Below are 18,584 nucleotides of genomic sequence, written 5' to 3'. Positions count from 1 at the left end.
TGTTCAAATGAGAACGTTATCAATCGGGCTGGGGTGCCACGCGTATGCGGTAAAATCAAGCGGCGTTTTCACCGCGCAGCCTGGTTGCCAGCAGGAGCGTTGCCAGCGCAGCGAGCCCGGCAAGAACCCAGAAGAGCCCGCTGAAACCGAACACCGGGACCATGGCCAGCGTCAGCCATGGCATGATCAGGCTGGGCACCGTGTTGGTGAGGTTGAAAAAGCCGAGATCGCGGCCGCGCCGTGCAGGCTTGGGAAGAAACCTCAGCGTCTGGCTGGAATGCAGCGCCAGGAACACGCTGGTCGACAGGCCGAAGACGACATAGCCGAAAAGCGCCCCGGCAAGCCCCTCGGACAGGGCCATGATGGCGAGGCCGATGCTGCCGATCCCCGAACCCAGCACCAGCGGCAGGATCGGACGGCTGCGGACATCGGACCAGCGGCCTGCAAGCAGGGCCAGCGGCACCGACAGGCCGAGCACGAGCGCGAAGATACGCGCGGTGCCACTGTCGCCGAAATCCGGCTTGATCCCCGATATCCATACCAGCAGGTAGGCGAACATGGTCGCTTCGGCGATCTGGACGAGCAACCGGGCGAGCCACATCCGGGCGACCATGTCGCGGGCCGCCCGGCGATGTCCATGCGGGCTCGCCGGCTTGTCCGCCATCAGGTGCGGCATCGGCCGCGGACGGCCGAACACCACCACCGGCAGCACCATCAGCACGACCAGTCCCGCGACGAGACCCAGGCGCAGGTCCGATCCGGCCAGCCCCGGGATGGTCACGAATGCCCCCGACAGCGCACCCAGCGTCGGCGCGAAGGCCAGGAGGCCGCCGAGAAAGCCTTTCTGATTGTCGGGCACGACATCGCCGGCCCAGGCGGCCAACGGCGCGAGCATCATGTTCACCGCCAATTGCCACGCGACGATCGCGATCAGCAGCTGGGTCCGGTCCTGCGCAAGGGGCACGCACAGCAGCAGCAGGCTCGACGAGAGCATCCCGGCGACGATCCACGGTTTGCGCCGGCGCGTCACATCGCTCAGCCAGCCGAAGCCGATATTGGCACAACTCGCGGCGATCGCCCCGGCGAAGGCGGCGTAAGCCAGCAGATCGATCGTGCCCGCGCCGGCCATTTCGCTGGCCCTGAGGGGAAGCAGCAGAGTGAGGAACGGAACGTAGGATACCGCGCCGCCGGCCACCGCGAGCGCGTAAAGCCACAGGAACCGGCGCGATTGGGTTATGCCCGCGTCCCGGCTCAAGTGCGGGAACGCGTGGGCGCGCGGGCCGTGGAGGCGCGGACGATCAGCTCGCCTTCGACCACCACCGGCGCCTGGGGCGCGCCATGCTTGTTGAAATCGATCAGCAATTCGACCGCCCGTGCGGCGGTGCGCGCAATCGGCTGGTCGACGGCAGTGAGCGACGGCGTGGCGAAGCGCACGATGGGTGTGTTGTCGAAACTGACGATCGACAGATCGCGCGGGACGTCGAGGCCGCGTTCCTTGGCCACATCGAGCGCTGCGAGAGCCATCTGGTCGCTGCTGGCGATGATCGCCGTCGGGGGATTTTCGCGGTCGAGCAATGCCTGCGCTGCGGCAAGCCCGCTTTCAAAGCCGAAATCGCCCTGTTCGAGCAGGTCTTCGCAATCGAGCTCGGCATTCCCCATCGCTTCGCGCCAACCATCGGTGCGCCAGCCCGCGAGGCTGTATTCGTCCGGCCCCGCGATAAAGCCGATGCGCATGTGGCCGAGTTCGATAAGATGGTCGGTGGCTTTGCCCGCGAGCAGCTCGTCGCCCATGGTCATGGCGATGCCCGGACCGTCCTCTTTCGAGCCGATGCGCGCAAACGGAATGCCGTTTTCGGCCAGCAATCCGGTAATCTGCGGATTTTCCGAATGCGGCGGTGTGACGATAACGCCGTCGGGCTGCAAAGCCGCGATCGCCGCGCCGAGTTCGCGCTCCACATGGTCGCTATGCGTATCGATCAGTTCGAAGATCATCCGGTAGCCGCGTTCGGCCGCGGTCAGCATGCCGCCGAGCAGCATCTGGTCGACCCAGTCGCGGCCATCGCGGGCTCGCCAATCGGCAATCGTGCGGTCGCGGTCGTTGATCGCCAGGATCAGGTAGGACCGCGATCCGCTCATCCGCTGCGCCGCGATCGAGGGGACATATCCCAGCTTGTCGATGCTCGCCTGAACGCGCTCCTTCATGGCCGGGCGTACGTTCGGTTCCTTGTTGATGACGCGGCTGACCGTCTGCAGGGAAACCCCCGCATCGGCTGCGACGTGCTTGATGGTCACTGACTGGCGCCGCCGGCCCATGGAATAGCTAACCCCCCGAAACTCAGACCGTGCTAATACGAACCGGCCGGGCATTGAACCCCGGTCTAGGCTGCCTGGGCGGTTTTTGCCCCGCAGTATTGCGCGACATAGGCATGGTGGTCGGGCAGGTTGGCAACGGTGCGGGCCACTTTCTCGCGCAGCGTCTGGAGGAAATGCGCCAGCTCTTCGTCGGTCATCTTCTTGGCGACCGGGTGGAAGGCGCGCGGCATGATCCCCTGGCCCAGCATGACCTGGATCCAGCTGTTCTCGACGAACAGTTCCTCGTTCTTGCGGAACACCCGCCCGGTTTCGCGGAACAGTTCGATCTTCTGCGTCAGGCTGTCGGGAATATCCATCGTTGCGCACTGACGCCAGAACGGGCTGTCGCGCCGCTCGGTGGCCTTGTAGTGCAGGATCAGGAAGTCGCGGACCTGGATCATGTCGGTCAGCTGCTGGTCGTTGAATTCGGCAATGTCGCGCTCGCTCACATCGCCTGCCGGCATCATCCGCAAGAGCCGGATGACCGCCCGCTGGATCAGGTGGATGCTCGTCGATTCAAGCGGCTCCAGGAAGCCGGACGACAGACCGATGGCGATGCAGTTGCGGTGCCATTGCTTGCGCCGCGCGCCGGTGGTGAAGGGGATTGCGCGCGGCTCGCTGATCGGCTTGCCTTCGAGCGTCGACATCAGGCGATCATGCGCGGCGTCCTGCGACAGGTAGCGGCTGCAATAGACGATGCCGTTTCCGCCCCGGTGCTGCAGCGGAATGCGCCATTGCCATCCCGCATCATGCGCGATCGCGCGGGTGTAGGGCACCGGGGGGGCGGCCAGTTCGGTCTGCACCGCGATGGCGCTGTCGCAGGGCAGATAATGCGACCAGTCGTCATAGCCGACATGCAGCGCGCCTTCGATCAGCAGCGCGCGGAAACCGGTGCAATCCACGAACAGATCGCCTTCGAGGCGAGTTCCGTCCTCTAGGCCGATCGCCGCGATATTGCCGGTCTCGCCATCGATATCGACCTGGCCGATCTTGCCCTCGACGCGCTTCGCCCCGGCCTGTTCGGCGATGCGGCGCAGATAGGCGGCATATGCGGTCGCGTTCAGGTGATAGGCATAGTTGAGGCCGTTTTCGGGCAAATGGGCGAATTTCTGGGCGTAGGCGGCGACAAGCTCGAGGCAATATTCGTCGTAACTGACCGTATGGCCGCGTTCGCGCCCTTCGGCCCAGAAATGCTGGAAGCCGGCCGACCAGTGGTCGCGCCCGGTGTTGCCGAAGGAATGGAAGTATTTTTCGCCGTCGCGTTTCCAGTTCTCGAATTCGATGCCGAGTTTGAAGGTGGCCTGCGTTTCCCGCATGAAATCGGCTTCGCTTATGCCGATCAGGCGGTTGAACAGCACCAGCGGCGGGATGGTAGCCTCGCCGACCCCGACGGTGCCGATGGCATCGCTTTCGACCAGCGTCAGATCGATCGCATCGCCCATGGTGTGGGCGATGGCTGCGGCAGCCATCCAGCCCGCGGTGCCGCCGCCGGCCACGACGATGCGCCGGGGTTTGAAATCGCTTCTCATCGGTTCAGTGTCCTCAGCAGGAAGGTGCGAATGCGGCTGGCGGTTTCGGCGGTAAGCGGCGCGAGTATGCCGCACGCCGGTTCGGGAATATGCTCGGTCACCTCGGGCGGATTCTCGAACACGTAGTGATCGAACAGCTGCCGCCAAAAGGCCCGCTCTTCCTGCGGCAGATCGCGCAGCGCCCATATCGCGTGGTTGAGCGCGTCCTGGGGCTGCCCCAGAAAACCCGGCGTGTCGCGCCACCAGTAATTCACCAAGACATTGAAGGCCTCCAGCCCTTCGACATGGTGCCACCACATCGACGGGATGTAGATCGCATCGCCCGGCTCGAGTTCGGCGACCCGGGCATGCGCCATCGCCTCGGCGAAACGGGGGAATGCTGCCAGGTCCGGATCGTGGAAGTCGACCAGGCTGACCGCGCGGCCCGCGGGCGTGTTTTCCAGCGGACCGATATAGAGATTGCGGAACTGTTCGGGCGGGAACACCGTGAAGCGCCGCCGGCCGACGGCGCAACAGGCGAGATTGCGCGGAAAATCATTATGCGCCGCGACGCGCGTATCCGTGCCGATCCAGATGCTTTCGCGCGGATCGCGGCCGCGGACCGGGGAGGGGTTTTCATCGGCCAGGCCGTCGAAGAACAGCTTCATATCGACCGAGGTGAGGTAGATTGCCGGCGCGTCCGCGCGGCCTTCATTGTCGTCGAAGCCGCGGAAGATATCCGCCAGTTTCCCGCGCGCCTGCCGGAAATTCATGGCGAAATCGTCTTCGTAGAACAGCCGGCCGTCGCGCCCCGGCTGGCCGATCGTCACTTCGAACGGCACGGGATGCGCCTTGCCCAGCAGGTAGGACCGCGCCGCGCGCGGCGAATCGAGGCCAGCCGCAACCAGTGGCCAGTCGTTCACCAGGCCGCGCACCACGAATGGCGCGCTGGCCTCGTCGAGCAGCGCCGAAAGCGCGGCAAAATCCGCAGCTTCGCGCACTTCGACCGGTTTCATCTGCGCGAAGATCGAAGGATCGGCTTCAGCCACGGGCCTCCCGCCTGTTCTTGCGCTCGACCAGCTCGCTAAGGTTCGACAGCGACGCCACCGCCATGAAGATCGGCATAAGGTGGCCGTCGGCGTGAAGCGCGCCAAGCGCATCGCCGTCGAGTTGCTGCAGCTTGTCTTCATTGATCATGTGGAAGCCGACGAGCGTGTTCTTGGCGCCATTCGCCAGCGTAACCTCGAAGCTGAACGGTTCGAGCAATTCGTACCGTTCGAGCGCCGCGATAAACGCGGCGCTGTCTTCATAGCCGACATGCAAATCGCCCAGCTGCGCCGAGATCTGTTCCACGTAAGGCGTCGGCCGGCCGAATTCGTCGAACAGCCGTATGCCTTCGCCATCGGCCGAAATGCGCGGGTGATCCATATCGATATGGACGGTGGGCTCGTGGCTTTCATCTACCGGGCGCCCGACGAGGAACGGCTGGATCGCCATCGACAGCGGCCGATAGGCGGCATCCCATTCGCTGCCTTCGAGAAACAGGTTTTCGCCGTTCTCGAACCCGAGCAGGGCAAGCGCATTGAACCGCCCGCCATCGTTATCTCGCCGAAAGACGATCGGGTAATGGACTTGGACTTGCCGGAATTCATTCGGAACGACGAGCGCGGCCATCGCGGCATCGCCGAACTGCGCGCCAGCACCGGTATGCACGCGCAGCGCGGCATGGTCCGAATTGTTGAGGGTTTGGTGATTGCTCATGGTCAGGCGATTGCTCCCTGCGCGCCGCGGTCGGCCTCGGCCGCGCGCAATGTATCGAGATAGGTTCGGTTGGACGGCAGCGCAGCGGCGAGCGCGCGGCTGCGTTCGGACACTTCGGCAAGCCGGCGCAGCGCATCGGGTTCGGGCGCCGGCCGCGCGGCGCTGGGCAGGGGAAAGCCCATTCCGTACAGGACATATTGCTGGCTGAAGGCGGAAAAGATCTCGTCCACCTGGGGGAAGTCCGCCGCGGAAGGCGGGTGATCGCGCCAGAGTTCGAGTTGGCCTGCGAGCGTCTCCGGGATCGTGGCTGGATCGCGCTGCGCCTGCCAATAGGGTTCGCCGCGCTTGCTGAGCACGTAGTGCAGCTTGAGGAAGTCAACGATCCGGTCCCAGCGATAGCGGAACAGGGCGTTGAACCGGTCCGCCAGCCTCGGCAGCGCGGAGCGGCTGTGCGGATAGGCATCGGCAAGCGCCTTCAACGACAATTCGATCAGCACTATGGCCGATGCTTCGAGCGGTTCAATGAACCCGGCGGACAGGCCTACGGCAAGACAGTTACCGCGCCAGAACTGTTCGCGATGGCCGGTCGCAAACTGCAGCTTCCGCGGCGCGAGTGCCCCCGGATCGGCACCGGGCACCTTGGCCGTGATATAGTCGGCGAGAATTGCCTCGGCCTCTTCGTCGGACAGGAAGCGCGAGGAATATACGCAGCCGATGCCGCGGCGCGTGGGCAGGCCGATGTCCCACAGCCAGCCGGCCTTGTGCGCGGTGCCAACCGTCTGCGATGCGATGGCGCTGCCGGGCGCGACCGGAACCTGCATGGCCAGCGCGCGATCGTTGAACGAGACATCCGACCGGTCGCGCCATCCAACGCCAAGCTCGTCGCCGATCAGCCGGGCTGCCATGCCGGTGCAGTCGATAAAGAAATCGCCCTCCACCGTATCGCCGCCGCGCAGCATGAGTTTGGCAAGGAGGCCGTCTTCGCCGCGTTCGACGCCTGTTACATGGGCGCGAACGTGCTTCACGCCCAGATGGGCAGTACCATGTTCGGCGAGCAGCGCCCCGAGCTTGCCTGCATCGAGATGGTAGCCGTAATTGAGCGCGCCCGTAAAAGCCGGCATGGCACGCTGGCGCGGCGCCAGGTCGCGATCGCAAACCGCGATCTGCGGCGTCACGGCCCCGGCAAAGGAAGCCGCCTTCCCGTGCTGTGCGGACCAGGCGAAGAGGATGTCCGCCATCGGCCCGGACGCCGGCGGGGTGAAGGGATGATAATAACTGTCATCGGCCGACCCATCTACCCAGCCATCGAACCGCGATCCCTGCTTGAACGAGGCGTCGCAGGCGCTGAGGAAACGGGCTTCGTCGATCCCGATCGCGGCGAGCGTCTCGCGCAGTGTCGGCCAGCTGCCTTCACCGACGCCGATGGTCGGGATATCGGGTGCCTCGACGAGTGTCACGTCGAGCTCGGGCCGTCGGGCCGCAAGCAGGCAGGCGGACAGCCAGCCAGCCGTCCCGCCGCCCACGATCACCAACCTGTTGAACTCGGACCTCATCGATCGGACGTCCATACCCTCTCATCACACAGGATACAAAACGAGCCGCACTGCGCGGGCAGTGCGGCTCGCTTGCCCGAATATCGGCCGGACCTGCGGGTCCGGATTGCAGTTACCAGGTAAAGCGGACGCCGCCGGCATAGCGGGCATAGCCCGGGGCGGCGAAGTATACTGCCTGGTCGGCACGCATGTGGCCCTTGCGGTCCGCATTGGTCACATTGATGCCCTCGGCGAAGACCGAGATGCCGTTGGCGAACTCGTAGCTCGCGCTGACATCGAACTGGCCGTACTCCTCGGTGAAGAACGGATCGGTCCCGAAGCCCGACAGGAACTCGTCGCGCCAGTTGTAGGCGACACGCGCCTGGAACCCGCCCTTGTCGTAGTAGAGCACTGCGTTGGCACTGTCGCTTACGCCGGTCACCGCGAACTGCGGCTCGGGGTCGAAGCCCGGACGCAGCAGGTCGTATTCGGTGTTCGAATTCACGATCGTGTAGTTCAGGATGACGCCGAAGCCGGTATCCCAGAAGCTATGGGTGATCGCGAATTCCCAACCGGAAAGAGTCGCGCTCTGGTCGCTGTTGCCCGGCTGGCTGATGTTGAAGATCAGCAAGGGATCGCCGGGCTGGGCAAGGATGCCGACCGGCATGCCGCCCGCATCATAGTCGACGGCGTCCGGATAATTGGCAACGACGTAGTCGAGGATCGAAGCGCCCGGATTGGCCGCGTCCGGTGCGAAGGGCGCATTGCTTCCCTGCTGCGCAACGGCCTCCCGGAAGATCGCGCCCGCGCTCGGATCGCGCAGGTCGAATGCCGAGGACTGACGGATCGAGTTGCCGATGAAGTTCGACACCTTCTTGTTGAAGTAGCCGACCGAGAGGTAACTGGCCGGGGCGTAGTACCACTCGGCCGACAGGTCGATATTCTTCGACTTGTAGGGAAGCAGGCCCGGGTTGCCCGAGAAGCCGGTGCTGCCACCACTCACACGCGCCGGCGAATTGACTGTGAGACCACCGTCGAGGTTGTTGTAGGCCGGACGGGTGATGGTGTGGCTGTACGATGCGCGCAGCACCACGTCCTGGATTGGCGTCATGTCGAAATCGATCGCCGGGAGCCAGTTGTCGTAGCTGCCCTTGAGCGTCGTGAAGACCGTATCCGACGGGTTTGAATCGACAATCGCAATTTCGTTGAACGATACGAGCGATGCGCCGTCCGGCGACGGCACGAGGGCCGAACTCGAGACGTCGGTCGCCTCGTAGCGCAGGCCGAGGCGCAAATGAGCCTCATCGGCCAGAATATCGAAGGCGTGGATGGTCTGGAGGTAGGGGGCGATCGTACGCTCATTGAGCAAGCGGTCGACAGTATACTCGGCCAGACAACCCTCTCCGGTCGGGGTCCCGACCCAGGGAGTCGTACAGACGCCGATCTCGCGGTCCAGCAGGTCGATCAGCGAGACCGTGTCAACCTTGAAGTAGTTCGGAATGACCGCCGGATCTTCCGATCCTTCCATGCCTGCAAGGTCGTCCGGCAGGTCCTGCAGCGTGTACAGGCCGTCGGGCGTATCTTCTGCGCTCAGCGTGCCGCCCCAGCTGTCGGTCTGAAGGAAGCCGTAGGCCGAACGAACCTTGTTGTCAGTATAGGTTACCCCGAAATCGAGGCTTTCGATAAAGCCGTCGTCGAAGTCCTTGCCGCCCGACAGGCGCACTTCGTTGATCCGGTCCTTCATGTAGGCCGTACGGAAGGCGTTGCCGGAAGGCCGGATGTTCGACGCGTCGATTTCGGAACCCGGATACATCTGCACGGAGATGACCGGCATGTCGCTGGTGAAGTCGATACGCTGATTCTGGACACCGAAGATTGCGCTGCCAACAGCGATGTTGCTGCCGAAGGGCGAGGTCGGTTCGGATTCCGCAGTCGAATGGTGCGCGTCGAGTTCGAAGCGCCATCCGCTCGGGTGGTTCCATTGCAGGTTTCCGCCCAGCGAGTGGTTGGTGTTGCGGTTGGCGGCAACGGCACCAGTAATCGCGAGGTCCTTGCCCGGGCCGAAGTCCTCGGCGTAGAAGTTCGGGCCGGCCACCGGGTCATCGGTCCAACTGCTGGCGGTCGCGCCGTGATTGAACCAGACCCCGATGCTGTTGGTTTCCGCATCGATGGTGTTCTGCGAAAAGGTGTAGTCGACGGTTGCGGTAAACTGGTCGGACGGGCTGAACTGCAGCACCGCCTGACCATTGATACGCTCCCGGTCGATGTTGGTGAAATCGTAACCGGCGTTCTGCGGCGTCTGGTAGATATCGTCCGGACCCGGGCGGTTTTCCACGGCTCCGGTCGTCGGCAGCGAACCCCAGCTCGAGGAATCGCTGCCCAGATACCCTTCGCGCCAGCCCGCGTTGAACTGGGCGAGCGACGCCTTGCGGCGCTGGTACGAACCGCTCAGCAGGATGCCGAAGGTGTCATCGGCAAAGGTCTTGCTGATGACACCCGATATCTCGGGTGTGATTTCGGTATCTTCGAACGTGTGGTCGAGAACGCCTTTGACGCCGATCGAGCCCTGGAATCCGGGCCGATCGAGCGGACGCGGGGTTTTCACATTGATGACCGAGCCGATGCCGCCGGAGGGAAGTGTCGCACGCCCCGACTTGTAGACTTCGACGCCCGCAATGCCTTCCGAGGCAAGGTTGGCGAAATCGAATGAGCGCGACGCAGGCGCTTCGCAGCATGAGCCAAGACCCGATGCCGGCATCTGGCGGCCATTGAGGAGTACGAGGTTAAAGTCCGGCCCGAAGCCGCGAACGGTGACCTTCGAGCCTTCGCCGCTTTCGCGATCGATCGACACGCCGGTAATGCGCTGCAACGATTCGGCGAGATTGGTGTCAGGGAACTTGCCGATGTCCTCGGCACTAATGGCATCGACCACACCGACCGCATCGCGCTTGATGTTCATCGCGTCCTGTAGGCTGGCCCGGATGCCCGAAACGATAATGACGTTGCCGCCATCGTCAGCCGCGACTTCCTGCGCAGTCTCGGAAGGCTGAGCACCTGTCCCGACATCCTGTGCAGCGGCAGTCGATGCCGTCGCCCCCAGCGTCAGGATCGACGCGCCCGCCATGAAACGCGCGAGTGATTGTTTGTTGCCGAACTTCATTTTCCCTCCCTCTCCTGCGAAGCGCCGTCAGCGCGCGCAGGCTTCTTGATTTTGATCGAGGATATATATGTTAACGTTCACTTGGTCAATCGCGGCTGGAATTGGCTGGTCACAAAAATGCATGAGTGCGGCGAAAATGTTGCAGTTGGCGCATGTTATCCGGGTGGCGCCGCCGACCACGGCTTTACGAGCGTAGGAGGATTGGGCCCCGCTCCTCCGATATCGTTTGGACCCTGGCGAAGACTGCATGCGTCGGGGCGGCAATCTCCAGGTCCGAGCCGATACGTGGATGCGGCGGAGTGCGTTTCCGCGCGGTCCCCTCTTGGCCCCAATGGTGCCAGCAAGTGCTTGCCGTAGCGTTGCGGCGTGGTTCAGCGCAGCGCCACAATTGCCCGGGCAAGTGTAGCCTTTTGCGCACGTGCGGCCAAGAATCGGGCGCGCCACTATTACAATTTGGCGAAAATGCCCTAGGTAGGCGCCGCAGGGGGCGATTAAGGCACAAGGTTGATGGACCGGGTAATCTACAACTTCGACAGCCTGCCCCAGCGGCACGGCTTGGCGTCGGCCCCCAAGCGCCGTTCGATTTACCGCGCCCGCCGTACGCCGGAGCCGCGGGTCGGGATCATCTATAATCCGCGCAGCCATCGCAACCACGGGCAGGATCTTGCCTGCAGCGGTGCGGACAGCATCATGGTCGCACAGCCGCGCACGCGGGATGAGATCGCCCATGCCCTTGCCGGGTTTGCGCGCGACGGTATCGATTTTCTTGTTATCAATGGCGGTGACGGCACCGTGCGCGATGTGCTCACGATGGGCCAGACCGTATTTGCCGATCGCTGGCCCGCGATCGCGGTGCTGCCCAAGGGCAAGACAAATGCGCTCAACGTCGACCTTGGCGCGCCGGCCGATTGGTCGCTCGAAGGCGCACTTGCGGCTTATGCCTCGGGCCGGCAGATCATCCGCCGCCCGCTTGCGGTCAGCCGCGATGATCACGACGATCCGGCCATGCTCGGCTTCATTTTTGGCGCAGGCGCTTTCACGCTTGGTATCGAGGCGGGACAGGATGCGCATTCGCTGGGCTTCTTCAACAGCCTCGCTGTGGGCGCGACCAGCGCCTGGGGCGTGATCCAGGGTCTGTTCGGTAGCAATCGCAACAAATGGCGCCGCGGCACGCCGATGCAGCTCACCTACCTCCCTTCGGGCAAGCCCGTTCCGCGCTCGGCGCATGGCGATCCTGCACGGCGTAGCGTGCTGCTCGCCTCGACGCTCGAACGCATGCCGATGGGTATCGAGCTGTTCGGCATGCCGCGAGCGGGCCTCAAGTTCGCTCTGCTCGACCATCCGCTGCGGGGCCTTCTGGCCGCGCTGCCCGTCATCCTGATGGGCTGGAGACCGCGCTGGCTGGCCAAGGCCGGTCTCCACCAGCTGGAGGCCGATGCGCTGGCGATCGACGTGGCCGAACCGGTGATTCTCGACGGCGAGGCCTTCCCCCCGGGGCGCTATCGCGTCGCACAGGGGCCGGAACTCACCTTCATCAGCGCGTGAGCGGCGCGCTCGCGCAGCGCATCGCAAGCGCACTCGACCGCCCGGTGCGGGACGAGGTGGCTGCCTTCGCGCGCCGCTTAGGCGAAGACGCCGGGGCCCTTGCAGTGCTGTTTTACGGCTCGAACCTGCGGACCGGCTCGCTCGAGGGCGTGCTCGATTTCTATGTCCTGCTGCCCGGCCCCCAGCGCGAGAAAATCTGGCCGCGCGTCAGCTACCGCGAATGGGACCATGCTGGCGAGCGATTGCGCGCCAAGATCGCGACGATGTCGCTGGCGCAGTTCGACAGCGCCGCGCGCGGGGAATCGCGCGATACGACGATCTGGGCGCGCTTCGTCCAGCCTTCGGCACTGGTCTGGGCGGCAGACGACGGTGCGCGGGGGCGAGTGTTGGCGGCGCTCGGTGGGGCGGCGACCACTGCAGGCCGCCTGGCGGCTGCTGTCGGACCCGAAGAAGGGGCGGCGGAGGCCTATTGGCGCGCGCTGTTCCGCGCGACCTACCAGGCCGAGTTCCGCGTCGAGAAACCCGGGCGGGAAAACTCCATCCTCGAGGTCAATGCGGCGCATTTCGATGGGCTGTTGCCGCTGGCGTGGGAGGCGGCGGAGATCGCCTTTTCGCGCGACGGTGCGACCTTGCGGCCGAATCTGTCCGATGATCGCCGCCGCCGCATCCTCGCGTGGTGGCGCCGCCGCGCACGCCTGGGCAAACCGCTCAATTTGCTGCGGCTGGCCAAGGCGACCACCACTTTCGACGGGGCGGCGGATTATGCGGCGTGGAAGCTCCACCGCCACACCGGCATAGCGCTGGAGGTGACGCCTTTCCGGGCTAGGCATCCGCTGCTCGCGGCCCCCGGCGCGCTGCTCGAGCTATGGCGCAAACGCCGCGCTCAGCGGTAGCGCATCCGGATCGAGATGCTTTCGACGCCAGGGCCAACCTCGAACGCGGTCTTCTTGTAGCTCGGCTTGCCGAGGTTGAAGATGTTGATGCTGGGATTGTTCGACATTGCCCCGCCATCGGCGAAGATGTCGGTGCTGCCATTGCCATTGATGTCGTGGCGCACCGCGATCGCATAGGTTCCGGGGCGCGGCAGCGGCATGCAGAACGACATCGAGCCCGCCTTCGCGGGGGCTTCCATGCGGTAGATCCACTTGCCCTTCTCGAGCCAGTCTTCCTTCGTCCCGCGATAGCTCTGGACGCGGATGGTGCCCTTGCTTTCCTTGATATCGGTAATGGTCACGCGCACGGCGGGGCCGGCGCCGGCGGCGCATTTGGCGGCGTCATTGGTGATCTTCTGGCGGTATTGCGCCTCGGCCGGGGCGGGGGCGGCGAGTGTCGCAAAGGCAAGCGCCGCGATACCGGCGGTGGCGAAAGTCGTCCGTTTCATAAAGGTAATCCGTCTTCAACTGGGTCGATGCGGCGCCTCGGCGCCGGGTGTGAAGGGCCTGTCGCCCCTCGTTATGGCCTGGTGTTTACCAGACCGCGCTGAATTACGGCTGAATTTCGCACCTGCGGGATGTCCGTAAGCGAATCCGGGCCCATCCAGGCGCGCGCAAATGCACGGCCCATGTGGAAAAGGCCCTCCCGCTCGCTTGTTAACCCTCGTTTCGCGCGCGTAGGGCTGGCCAAGGCTCACCCGCGACCAAGGCCCCCAGCCCGCATGACCATTCCGCTTATCTCGCCTTCGATCCTGTCTGCCGACTTCGCTGCGCTGGGTGAGGAAGTGCGTGCCATCGATGCCGCCGGAGCCGACTGGATCCATGTCGATGTGATGGACGGGCACTACGTGCCCAATATCACCATTGGCCCGGCGGTGGTGAAGGCGCTGCGGCCGCATACCGACAAGCCGTTCGACGTCCATCTGATGATCGAGCCGATCGATCCCTATCTCGAAGCCTTCGCCGAAGCCGGGGCGGACATCATCACTGTCCATCCCGAGGCGGGGCCGCATATCCACCGCACGCTGCAAGCGATCACCGCGCTGGGCAAGAAGGCGGGCGTGGTGCTCAACCCGGGCACCAGCCTCGAAGCGCTCGACTATATCCTCGAGGACGTCGATCTGGTGCTGGTGATGAGCGTCAATCCCGGTTTCGGCGGGCAGAGCTTTATCCATTCGCAGCTGCGCAAGGTCGAGGCGATCCGTGAGCGGATCGAGAAGCTGGGCAAGCCGATCCACCTCGAGGTCGATGGCGGCGTCAATGCCGAGACCGCGCGGCTGTGCGTCGATGCGGGCGCCGATGTGCTGGTCGCGGGCTCGGCCACCTTCAAGGGCGGGCCCGGGAAGTATGCGGCCAATATCGCAGCGCTGAAGGGGCAGGCGTGAACCACGGCGCGCGCACCCTTCTGCGCGAGGATCGCGGCGCCTCCGACGACAGTGCAGCACCCGCGCTGCCCCTCACCGGCATGGCCGAACCGCTGGTCGACCGCAGCCCGCCCGGCAGGCCCGACGCGGTGCCGCTCGAACCGGCGCGTGCGCTGGTCCTCACCGATTTCCAGCCGCCGCGCGCGGGCCCCGTCGATAGCCTCGTGCGCTGGGCCTATCGGCTCGGCGTGCCCAATTCGGTGCTTGCGGCGCCGCTGCGCAAGCCTGCCGCGCCGCGCTTGCTCGCCACCGTGGTCAGCCCGCTGCAGGGCGAACGCGCCGCGGGCATGGCTTTGCGCGCCGGCCAGTTCCTCGTCCACGGGCTCAAGGTGCCGGTCGACAAGCTCGATTTCGCCAGCAATGCGCCGCTGACCCCGCCCGTGCAGCGCGCGGTGCAGGGGTTTGGCTGGTTGCGCGATCTGGACGCCTGCGCCCCGCGCGAGGAATGCGCCGCGATCGGCGAGAAACTGCTCGCACGCTGGCTCAAGGCCAATCCTGTCCCCGCCAAGGGCCCCGCCTGGACGGTCGAACATGCCGGGCTGCGGCTGCTTGCATGGCTGGTTCATGCGCCCTTGCTGCTCGGCGGCGATGCACGGCTGCGCGCCCGCGCGCTCGGGGCGATGGAAGCGACGGCGCGCTTTCTCGACCGGCAGGTCGCGGGGGCCGAGGACCGCCTTGGCCAGGTGGCCGGCTGGTGCGCGCTGGTTGCGGCCGGACTGCTGCTGCCCGATGGTCGCCCGCGCCGCCTGTTCGGCGAGGCGGGGCTGCTGCGCGCCCTGGGCGAATTGGTCGCCGAAGATGGCGGCGTGCTCTCCCGCAGTCCGCTGGCGCAGGGCGAGGCGATCGCGCTGCTGGTCGATCTGCGCGCCTGCTACGCCGCGGTGAACCGCGAACCGCCGCCTGCGCTTGAGACGATGCTCGGTCTGCTTGTACCGCCACTCCTGACGCTGCGGATGGGCGACCGGGGTCTGGGCAGCTGGCAGGGGGCGGGTGCGACTTCCGCTGCGCGCGTCGATGCATTGATAACGGCGAGCGGGATTCGCGCGCGGCCGGGCAAGGAAAGCCGCCACTGGGGCTACCAGCGCGTCGATGCGGGCAAGGCCACGCTGGTGCTCGACGCCGCGCCGCCGCCACGCGCCCGCCACGCGCGCTATGGCTGTGCCTCCACGCTGGCCTTCGAGCTGTCGCATGGCGACCAGCGCATCATCGTCAATTGCGGCGGTGCCGAACTGGCGGGCGGGCTGGTGCCCGTGCGGATCGAGCAGGGACTGCGCGGCAGCGCGGCGCATTCCACGCTGGTGCTCGACGACGCCAATTCGACCGCTGTCCTGATCAAGGGGCAGATCGGCAAGGGCGTCGAGGAAGTCGATATCGCGCGGACCGCGGTCAAGCAGAAGGGACGCGATGCCGCGCGGCTGGAGGCTTCGCACAATGGTTATGCGGCGCGCTATGGCCTGATCCACCGGCGCACCCTGTTGCTCGGGGCGGACGGTAGCGGGCTGTCGGGTGAAGACGTGCTCGAACCCTCGGGGCGGCAGGGCAAGCGCGGCAAGATCAGCTTCGCGATCCGTTTCCATCTCGGCCACGGCATCGAAGCCGGGCTGGCGGACGACCGGCGCGGTGCGGGGCTTGCGCTGCCCGATGGTAGCTACTGGCAATTCCGCCTCGGAGGCGATAGCGGCGAAGCGCATATCGCGATCGAGGACAGCCTCTGGGTCGACGGGCAGGGCCGCCCGCGCGCGACGAAGCAGCTGGTCGTCGAAGGACTGACATCGCGCAGCGGGGGACGCTTCCCCTGGCTGCTCAAACGCATGGGGTGATTTTACGTGGCTGACGTGGCGATCAAACGGGCACTGCTTTCGGTGTCCGACAAGAGCGGCTTGGTGGAACTGGGCACGGCGCTGGCCGGACGCGGCGTGGAGCTGGTTTCGACCGGCGGCACCGCCAAGGCGCTGCGCGAGGCGGGGCTCGACGTGCGCGACGTGTCCGATCTCACCGGCTTTCCCGAAATGATGGACGGGCGGGTCAAGACGCTCCACCCGATGGTCCATGGCGGCCTGCTCGCCGTGCGCAACAATCCCGAACACGCGGCGGCGATGGAAGCCCATGCGATCGGCGCGATCGACCTCGTGGTCGTCAATCTCTATCCCTTCGAGGCGACCGTGGCAAAGGGTGCCGAGCGCGACGAGATCATCGAGAATATTGATATCGGCGGGCCGAGCATGGTCCGCAGCGCAGCCAAGAACCACCAGTTCGTCACCATTGTCACCGACCCGGCGGATTACCCTGCGCTATTGGGCGAACTCGAAGCATCGGGCGCGACCTCGCTCGACTTCCGCCGCCAATGCGCGGCCAAGGCCTTCGCGGCCACCGCTGCCTATGATTCGATGATCAGCCAGTGGTTCGCTTTCGCGGACCAGCGGCAGCTCTTCCCCGACTTTCTCGCAATCAACGGCAAGGCTCCCGTCGAGCTGCGCTATGGCGAGAACCCGCACCAGCAGGCGGCGCTCTACACGCCGGTCGGTCCGCATGCCCGGGGCATCGCCCAGGCCGAGCAGCTGCAGGGCAAGGCGCTGAGCTACAACAACTACAACGATGCCGATGCCGCGCTGGAACTGTGCGCCGAATTCGCCGGCGGCGAACCTGCGGTGGTTATCGTCAAGCATGCGAACCCCTGCGGCGTCGCGCAGGCCGCGACATTGCTCGAGGCGTGGAACGACGCGCTCGCCTGCGACAGCGTGTCGGCCTTTGGCGGCATCGTCGCGGTGAACACCGAACTCGATGGCGCAACCGCAGCGGCGATCTGCGAAATCTTCACCGAAGTCGTGATTGCCCCTGCGGTCAGCGATGCGGCGCGAGAGGCGTTTGCCAAGAAGAAGAACCTGCGCCTGCTGGTTACCGGCGACCTCCCCGATCCCCGCCGCGGCGGGCTGGCAGTCAAGCCGATCACCGGCGGCCTGCTGGTCCAGACGCGCGACAATGGCGCGATCACCGAAGCCGATCTCAAGGTGGTCACCCAGCGCGAGCCCACCGAACAGGAATTGCGGGATTGCCTGTTCGCCTGGACCGTCGCGCGGCACGTCAAATCGAACGCCATCGTCTATGCCAAGGACGGCGCGACTGCAGGCATCGGGGCGGGCCAGATGAACCGCCGCGATTCCTCACGCATTGCCGCGATGAAGGCAGCCGAGGCGGCGGAGAGCTACGGCTGGGAGCAGAGTCGCACTGTCGGTAGCGCGGTCGCTTCCGACGCCTTCTTCCCCTTTGCCGATGGCCTGCTGGCCGCCGCCGAAGCGGGCGCGAGCGCGATCATCCAGCCGGGCGGATCGATCCGCGATGACGAGGTGATCGCCGCCGCCGACGAACGGGGCCTCGCCATGGTCTTCACCGGGATGCGCCACTTCCGGCACTGAGTCCGGGCGGCTTCTTGGTCAGCGTTCGACGAGCGAAGCTGAACATCCGACGACGGGCGTATTAAGCCGGTTGCAAGAGGTGCGGGTGTAACCATCTGGGCGAGACATACGAAAGAAGCCCCTATGAGCCTGTTCACTCCCGACCTCTATCGCAATTTCGGCATCGGTTTCGGTGTCGGCGCCGTTGCTGTTCTACTGACCAATGGCAGCGAATGGCTCGCCGCCGTGCCGCAGTTGGTCGCTTCGATCCTGTAATGAACCTGCGCGCCGCCCTTGCTGCCGCCACGCTGGCGCTGGGGGCTTCTGCCTGTCAGCAACCGGCACTGGCGGCGGAACAGGCGGTCGCGGCGCCCAAAGCACAGCGCGTTGCCAAGGAAGGACCGGGGCTCAAGACCGCGATCTTCGCAGGCGGCTGCTTCTGGGGTGTCGAGGGCGTTTTCAGCCATGTGAAGGGCGTGACCAGCGCGGTTTCCGGCTATCATGGCGGGACCGAGCGGCAGGCCAGCTACAAGCTCGTCTCCAGCGGCATCACCGATCACGCCGAGGCCGTGAAGGTCACCTATGATCCCAAGGTCATCCGCTATGACCAGCTTCTGCGGATCTATTTCTCGGTGGTCGCCGATCCGACCCAGCAGAACCGGCAGGGCCCGGACCGCGGCGCACACTACCGCGGGGCCATCGTCCCCATGTCAGCCGAGCAGAACACCGTCGCCAAGGCCTATATCGCGCAACTGACCGCCGCAAAGCTGTGGAACCGCCCGATCGTCACGCAGATCGAACGCGCGCAGGCCTTCTATCCGGCCGAAAGCTACCACCAGGACTTCATGCTCAAGAACCCGCGCCACAGCTATATCGTGCGCTGGGATGTGCCCAAGGTGAAGGCGCTCAAGGCGATGTATCCGGGTGTCTACTCGGCGAGCTTCCGGCGCGACTAACTTGCGATAGGCGCTTGGCGCG

General features: G+C 65.3%; 15 protein-coding genes. 7 read left to right on the top strand and 8 right to left on the bottom strand.

The window, feature by feature from the left end; all coding sequences use genetic code 11:
• Positions 1 to 55 precede the first annotated feature (55 nt).
• The 7 genes from V6B15_RS12710 to V6B15_RS12680 form a co-directional block, all read right to left on the bottom strand.
• On the bottom strand, positions 56 to 1,255 hold the full coding sequence (locus V6B15_RS12710; RefSeq protein ID WP_334201502.1) for an MFS transporter: 1,200 nt from the start codon (positions 1,253 to 1,255) through the stop codon (positions 56 to 58).
• Positions 1,252 to 2,313 carry a LacI family DNA-binding transcriptional regulator gene (locus tag V6B15_RS12705; RefSeq protein ID WP_334201501.1) on the bottom strand — a complete coding sequence of 354 codons (1,062 nt, stop codon included), beginning with the start codon at positions 2,311 to 2,313 and terminating at the stop codon, positions 1,252 to 1,254. Before V6B15_RS12705 ends, V6B15_RS12710 begins: the two co-directional genes overlap by 4 nt.
• Positions 2,314 to 2,378: 65 nt before the next feature.
• Positions 2,379 to 3,881, bottom strand: a complete 1,503-nt coding sequence (locus tag V6B15_RS12700; RefSeq protein ID WP_334201500.1) for a tryptophan halogenase family protein — start codon at positions 3,879 to 3,881, stop codon at positions 2,379 to 2,381.
• Positions 3,878 to 4,909 (bottom strand): cupin-like domain-containing protein, encoded by a 1,032-nt coding sequence (locus V6B15_RS12695; RefSeq protein ID WP_334201499.1) that lies wholly within the window; start codon positions 4,907 to 4,909, stop codon positions 3,878 to 3,880. The genes V6B15_RS12700 and V6B15_RS12695 overlap by 4 nt, the downstream gene beginning before the upstream one ends.
• On the bottom strand, positions 4,902 to 5,621 hold the full coding sequence (locus V6B15_RS12690; RefSeq protein WP_334201498.1) for a SapC family protein: 720 nt from the start codon (positions 5,619 to 5,621) through the stop codon (positions 4,902 to 4,904). Before V6B15_RS12690 ends, V6B15_RS12695 begins: the two co-directional genes overlap by 8 nt.
• A gap of 2 nt (positions 5,622 to 5,623) precedes the next feature.
• The gene (locus tag V6B15_RS12685) at positions 5,624 to 7,174 is read right to left on the bottom strand and encodes a tryptophan halogenase family protein (protein WP_334201497.1); all 1,551 of its coding nucleotides are present in this window, start codon (positions 7,172 to 7,174) and stop codon (positions 5,624 to 5,626) included.
• Between the two features lie 112 nt (positions 7,175 to 7,286).
• On the bottom strand, positions 7,287 to 10,313 hold the full coding sequence (locus tag V6B15_RS12680; protein ID WP_334201496.1) for a TonB-dependent receptor: 3,027 nt from the start codon (positions 10,311 to 10,313) through the stop codon (positions 7,287 to 7,289).
• A gap of 507 nt (positions 10,314 to 10,820) precedes the next feature.
• On the opposite strand from V6B15_RS12680, the gene V6B15_RS12675 reads away from it, so the two are divergent.
• Positions 10,821 to 11,858 (top strand): diacylglycerol/lipid kinase family protein, encoded by a 1,038-nt coding sequence (locus V6B15_RS12675; protein WP_334201495.1) that lies wholly within the window; start codon positions 10,821 to 10,823, stop codon positions 11,856 to 11,858.
• Positions 11,855 to 12,751 carry a hypothetical protein gene (locus V6B15_RS12670; protein ID WP_334201494.1) on the top strand — a complete coding sequence of 299 codons (897 nt, stop codon included), beginning with the start codon at positions 11,855 to 11,857 and terminating at the stop codon, positions 12,749 to 12,751. Before V6B15_RS12675 ends, V6B15_RS12670 begins: the two co-directional genes overlap by 4 nt.
• Here the strand turns inward: V6B15_RS12670 and V6B15_RS12665 are convergent.
• The gene (locus V6B15_RS12665; protein WP_334201493.1) at positions 12,742 to 13,239 is read right to left on the bottom strand and encodes a DUF2141 domain-containing protein; all 498 of its coding nucleotides are present in this window, start codon (positions 13,237 to 13,239) and stop codon (positions 12,742 to 12,744) included. The genes V6B15_RS12670 and V6B15_RS12665 overlap by 10 nt on opposite strands.
• A 273-nt stretch (positions 13,240 to 13,512) precedes the next feature.
• Here V6B15_RS12665 and rpe point away from each other — a divergent pair, with 273 nt between their 5' ends.
• From rpe to msrA, 5 genes are all read left to right on the top strand, one after another.
• On the top strand, positions 13,513 to 14,175 hold the full coding sequence (gene rpe / locus V6B15_RS12660) for a ribulose-phosphate 3-epimerase (protein ID WP_334201492.1): 663 nt from the start codon (positions 13,513 to 13,515) through the stop codon (positions 14,173 to 14,175).
• Positions 14,172 to 16,034, top strand: coding sequence for a heparinase II/III family protein (locus V6B15_RS12655; protein ID WP_334201491.1), 1,863 nt, complete (start codon positions 14,172 to 14,174; stop codon positions 16,032 to 16,034). The genes rpe and V6B15_RS12655 overlap by 4 nt, the downstream gene beginning before the upstream one ends.
• A 6-nt stretch (positions 16,035 to 16,040) precedes the next feature.
• Entirely contained in the window at positions 16,041 to 17,627 is a 1,587-nt protein-coding gene (purH, locus tag V6B15_RS12650; protein WP_334201490.1) for a bifunctional phosphoribosylaminoimidazolecarboxamide formyltransferase/IMP cyclohydrolase, read from the top strand.
• A gap of 123 nt (positions 17,628 to 17,750) precedes the next feature.
• Positions 17,751 to 17,882 (top strand): hypothetical protein, encoded by a 132-nt coding sequence (locus V6B15_RS12645; RefSeq protein WP_301298842.1) that lies wholly within the window; start codon positions 17,751 to 17,753, stop codon positions 17,880 to 17,882.
• On the top strand, positions 17,882 to 18,562 hold the full coding sequence (msrA, locus tag V6B15_RS12640) for a peptide-methionine (S)-S-oxide reductase MsrA (RefSeq protein ID WP_334201489.1): 681 nt from the start codon (positions 17,882 to 17,884) through the stop codon (positions 18,560 to 18,562). The genes V6B15_RS12645 and msrA overlap by 1 nt, the downstream gene beginning before the upstream one ends.
• Positions 18,563 to 18,584 lie beyond the last annotated feature (22 nt).

Origin of the sequence: Qipengyuania sp. Mu-71 (genome assembly GCF_036867055.1) — a bacterium.
GTDB classification, from domain to species: domain Bacteria; phylum Pseudomonadota; class Alphaproteobacteria; order Sphingomonadales; family Sphingomonadaceae; genus Qipengyuania; species Qipengyuania profunda.
The sequence above is the reverse complement of the archived record's forward strand: the minus strand, read 5'-3'. Positions and strand labels throughout refer to the sequence as shown.

Coding starts and splice junctions, on each gene's coding strand:
- V6B15_RS12705 (WP_334201501.1), bottom strand. CDS start 2,313: ATGGGCCGGCGGCGCCAGTCAGTGACCATCAAGCACGTCGCAGCCGAT.
- V6B15_RS12700 (WP_334201500.1), bottom strand. CDS start 3,881: ATGAGAAGCGATTTCAAACCCCGGCGCATCGTCGTGGCCGGCGGCGGC.
- V6B15_RS12690 (WP_334201498.1), bottom strand. CDS start 5,621: ATGAGCAATCACCAAACCCTCAACAATTCGGACCATGCCGCGCTGCGC.
- V6B15_RS12685 (WP_334201497.1), bottom strand. CDS start 7,174: ATGAGGTCCGAGTTCAACAGGTTGGTGATCGTGGGCGGCGGGACGGCT.
- V6B15_RS12680 (WP_334201496.1), bottom strand. CDS start 10,313: ATGAAGTTCGGCAACAAACAATCACTCGCGCGTTTCATGGCGGGCGCG.
- V6B15_RS12675 (WP_334201495.1), top strand. CDS start 10,821: ATGGACCGGGTAATCTACAACTTCGACAGCCTGCCCCAGCGGCACGGC.
- V6B15_RS12665 (WP_334201493.1), bottom strand. CDS start 13,239: ATGAAACGGACGACTTTCGCCACCGCCGGTATCGCGGCGCTTGCCTTT.
- rpe (WP_334201492.1), top strand. CDS start 13,513: ATGACCATTCCGCTTATCTCGCCTTCGATCCTGTCTGCCGACTTCGCT.
- V6B15_RS12645 (WP_301298842.1), top strand. CDS start 17,751: ATGAGCCTGTTCACTCCCGACCTCTATCGCAATTTCGGCATCGGTTTC.
- msrA (WP_334201489.1), top strand. CDS start 17,882: ATGAACCTGCGCGCCGCCCTTGCTGCCGCCACGCTGGCGCTGGGGGCT.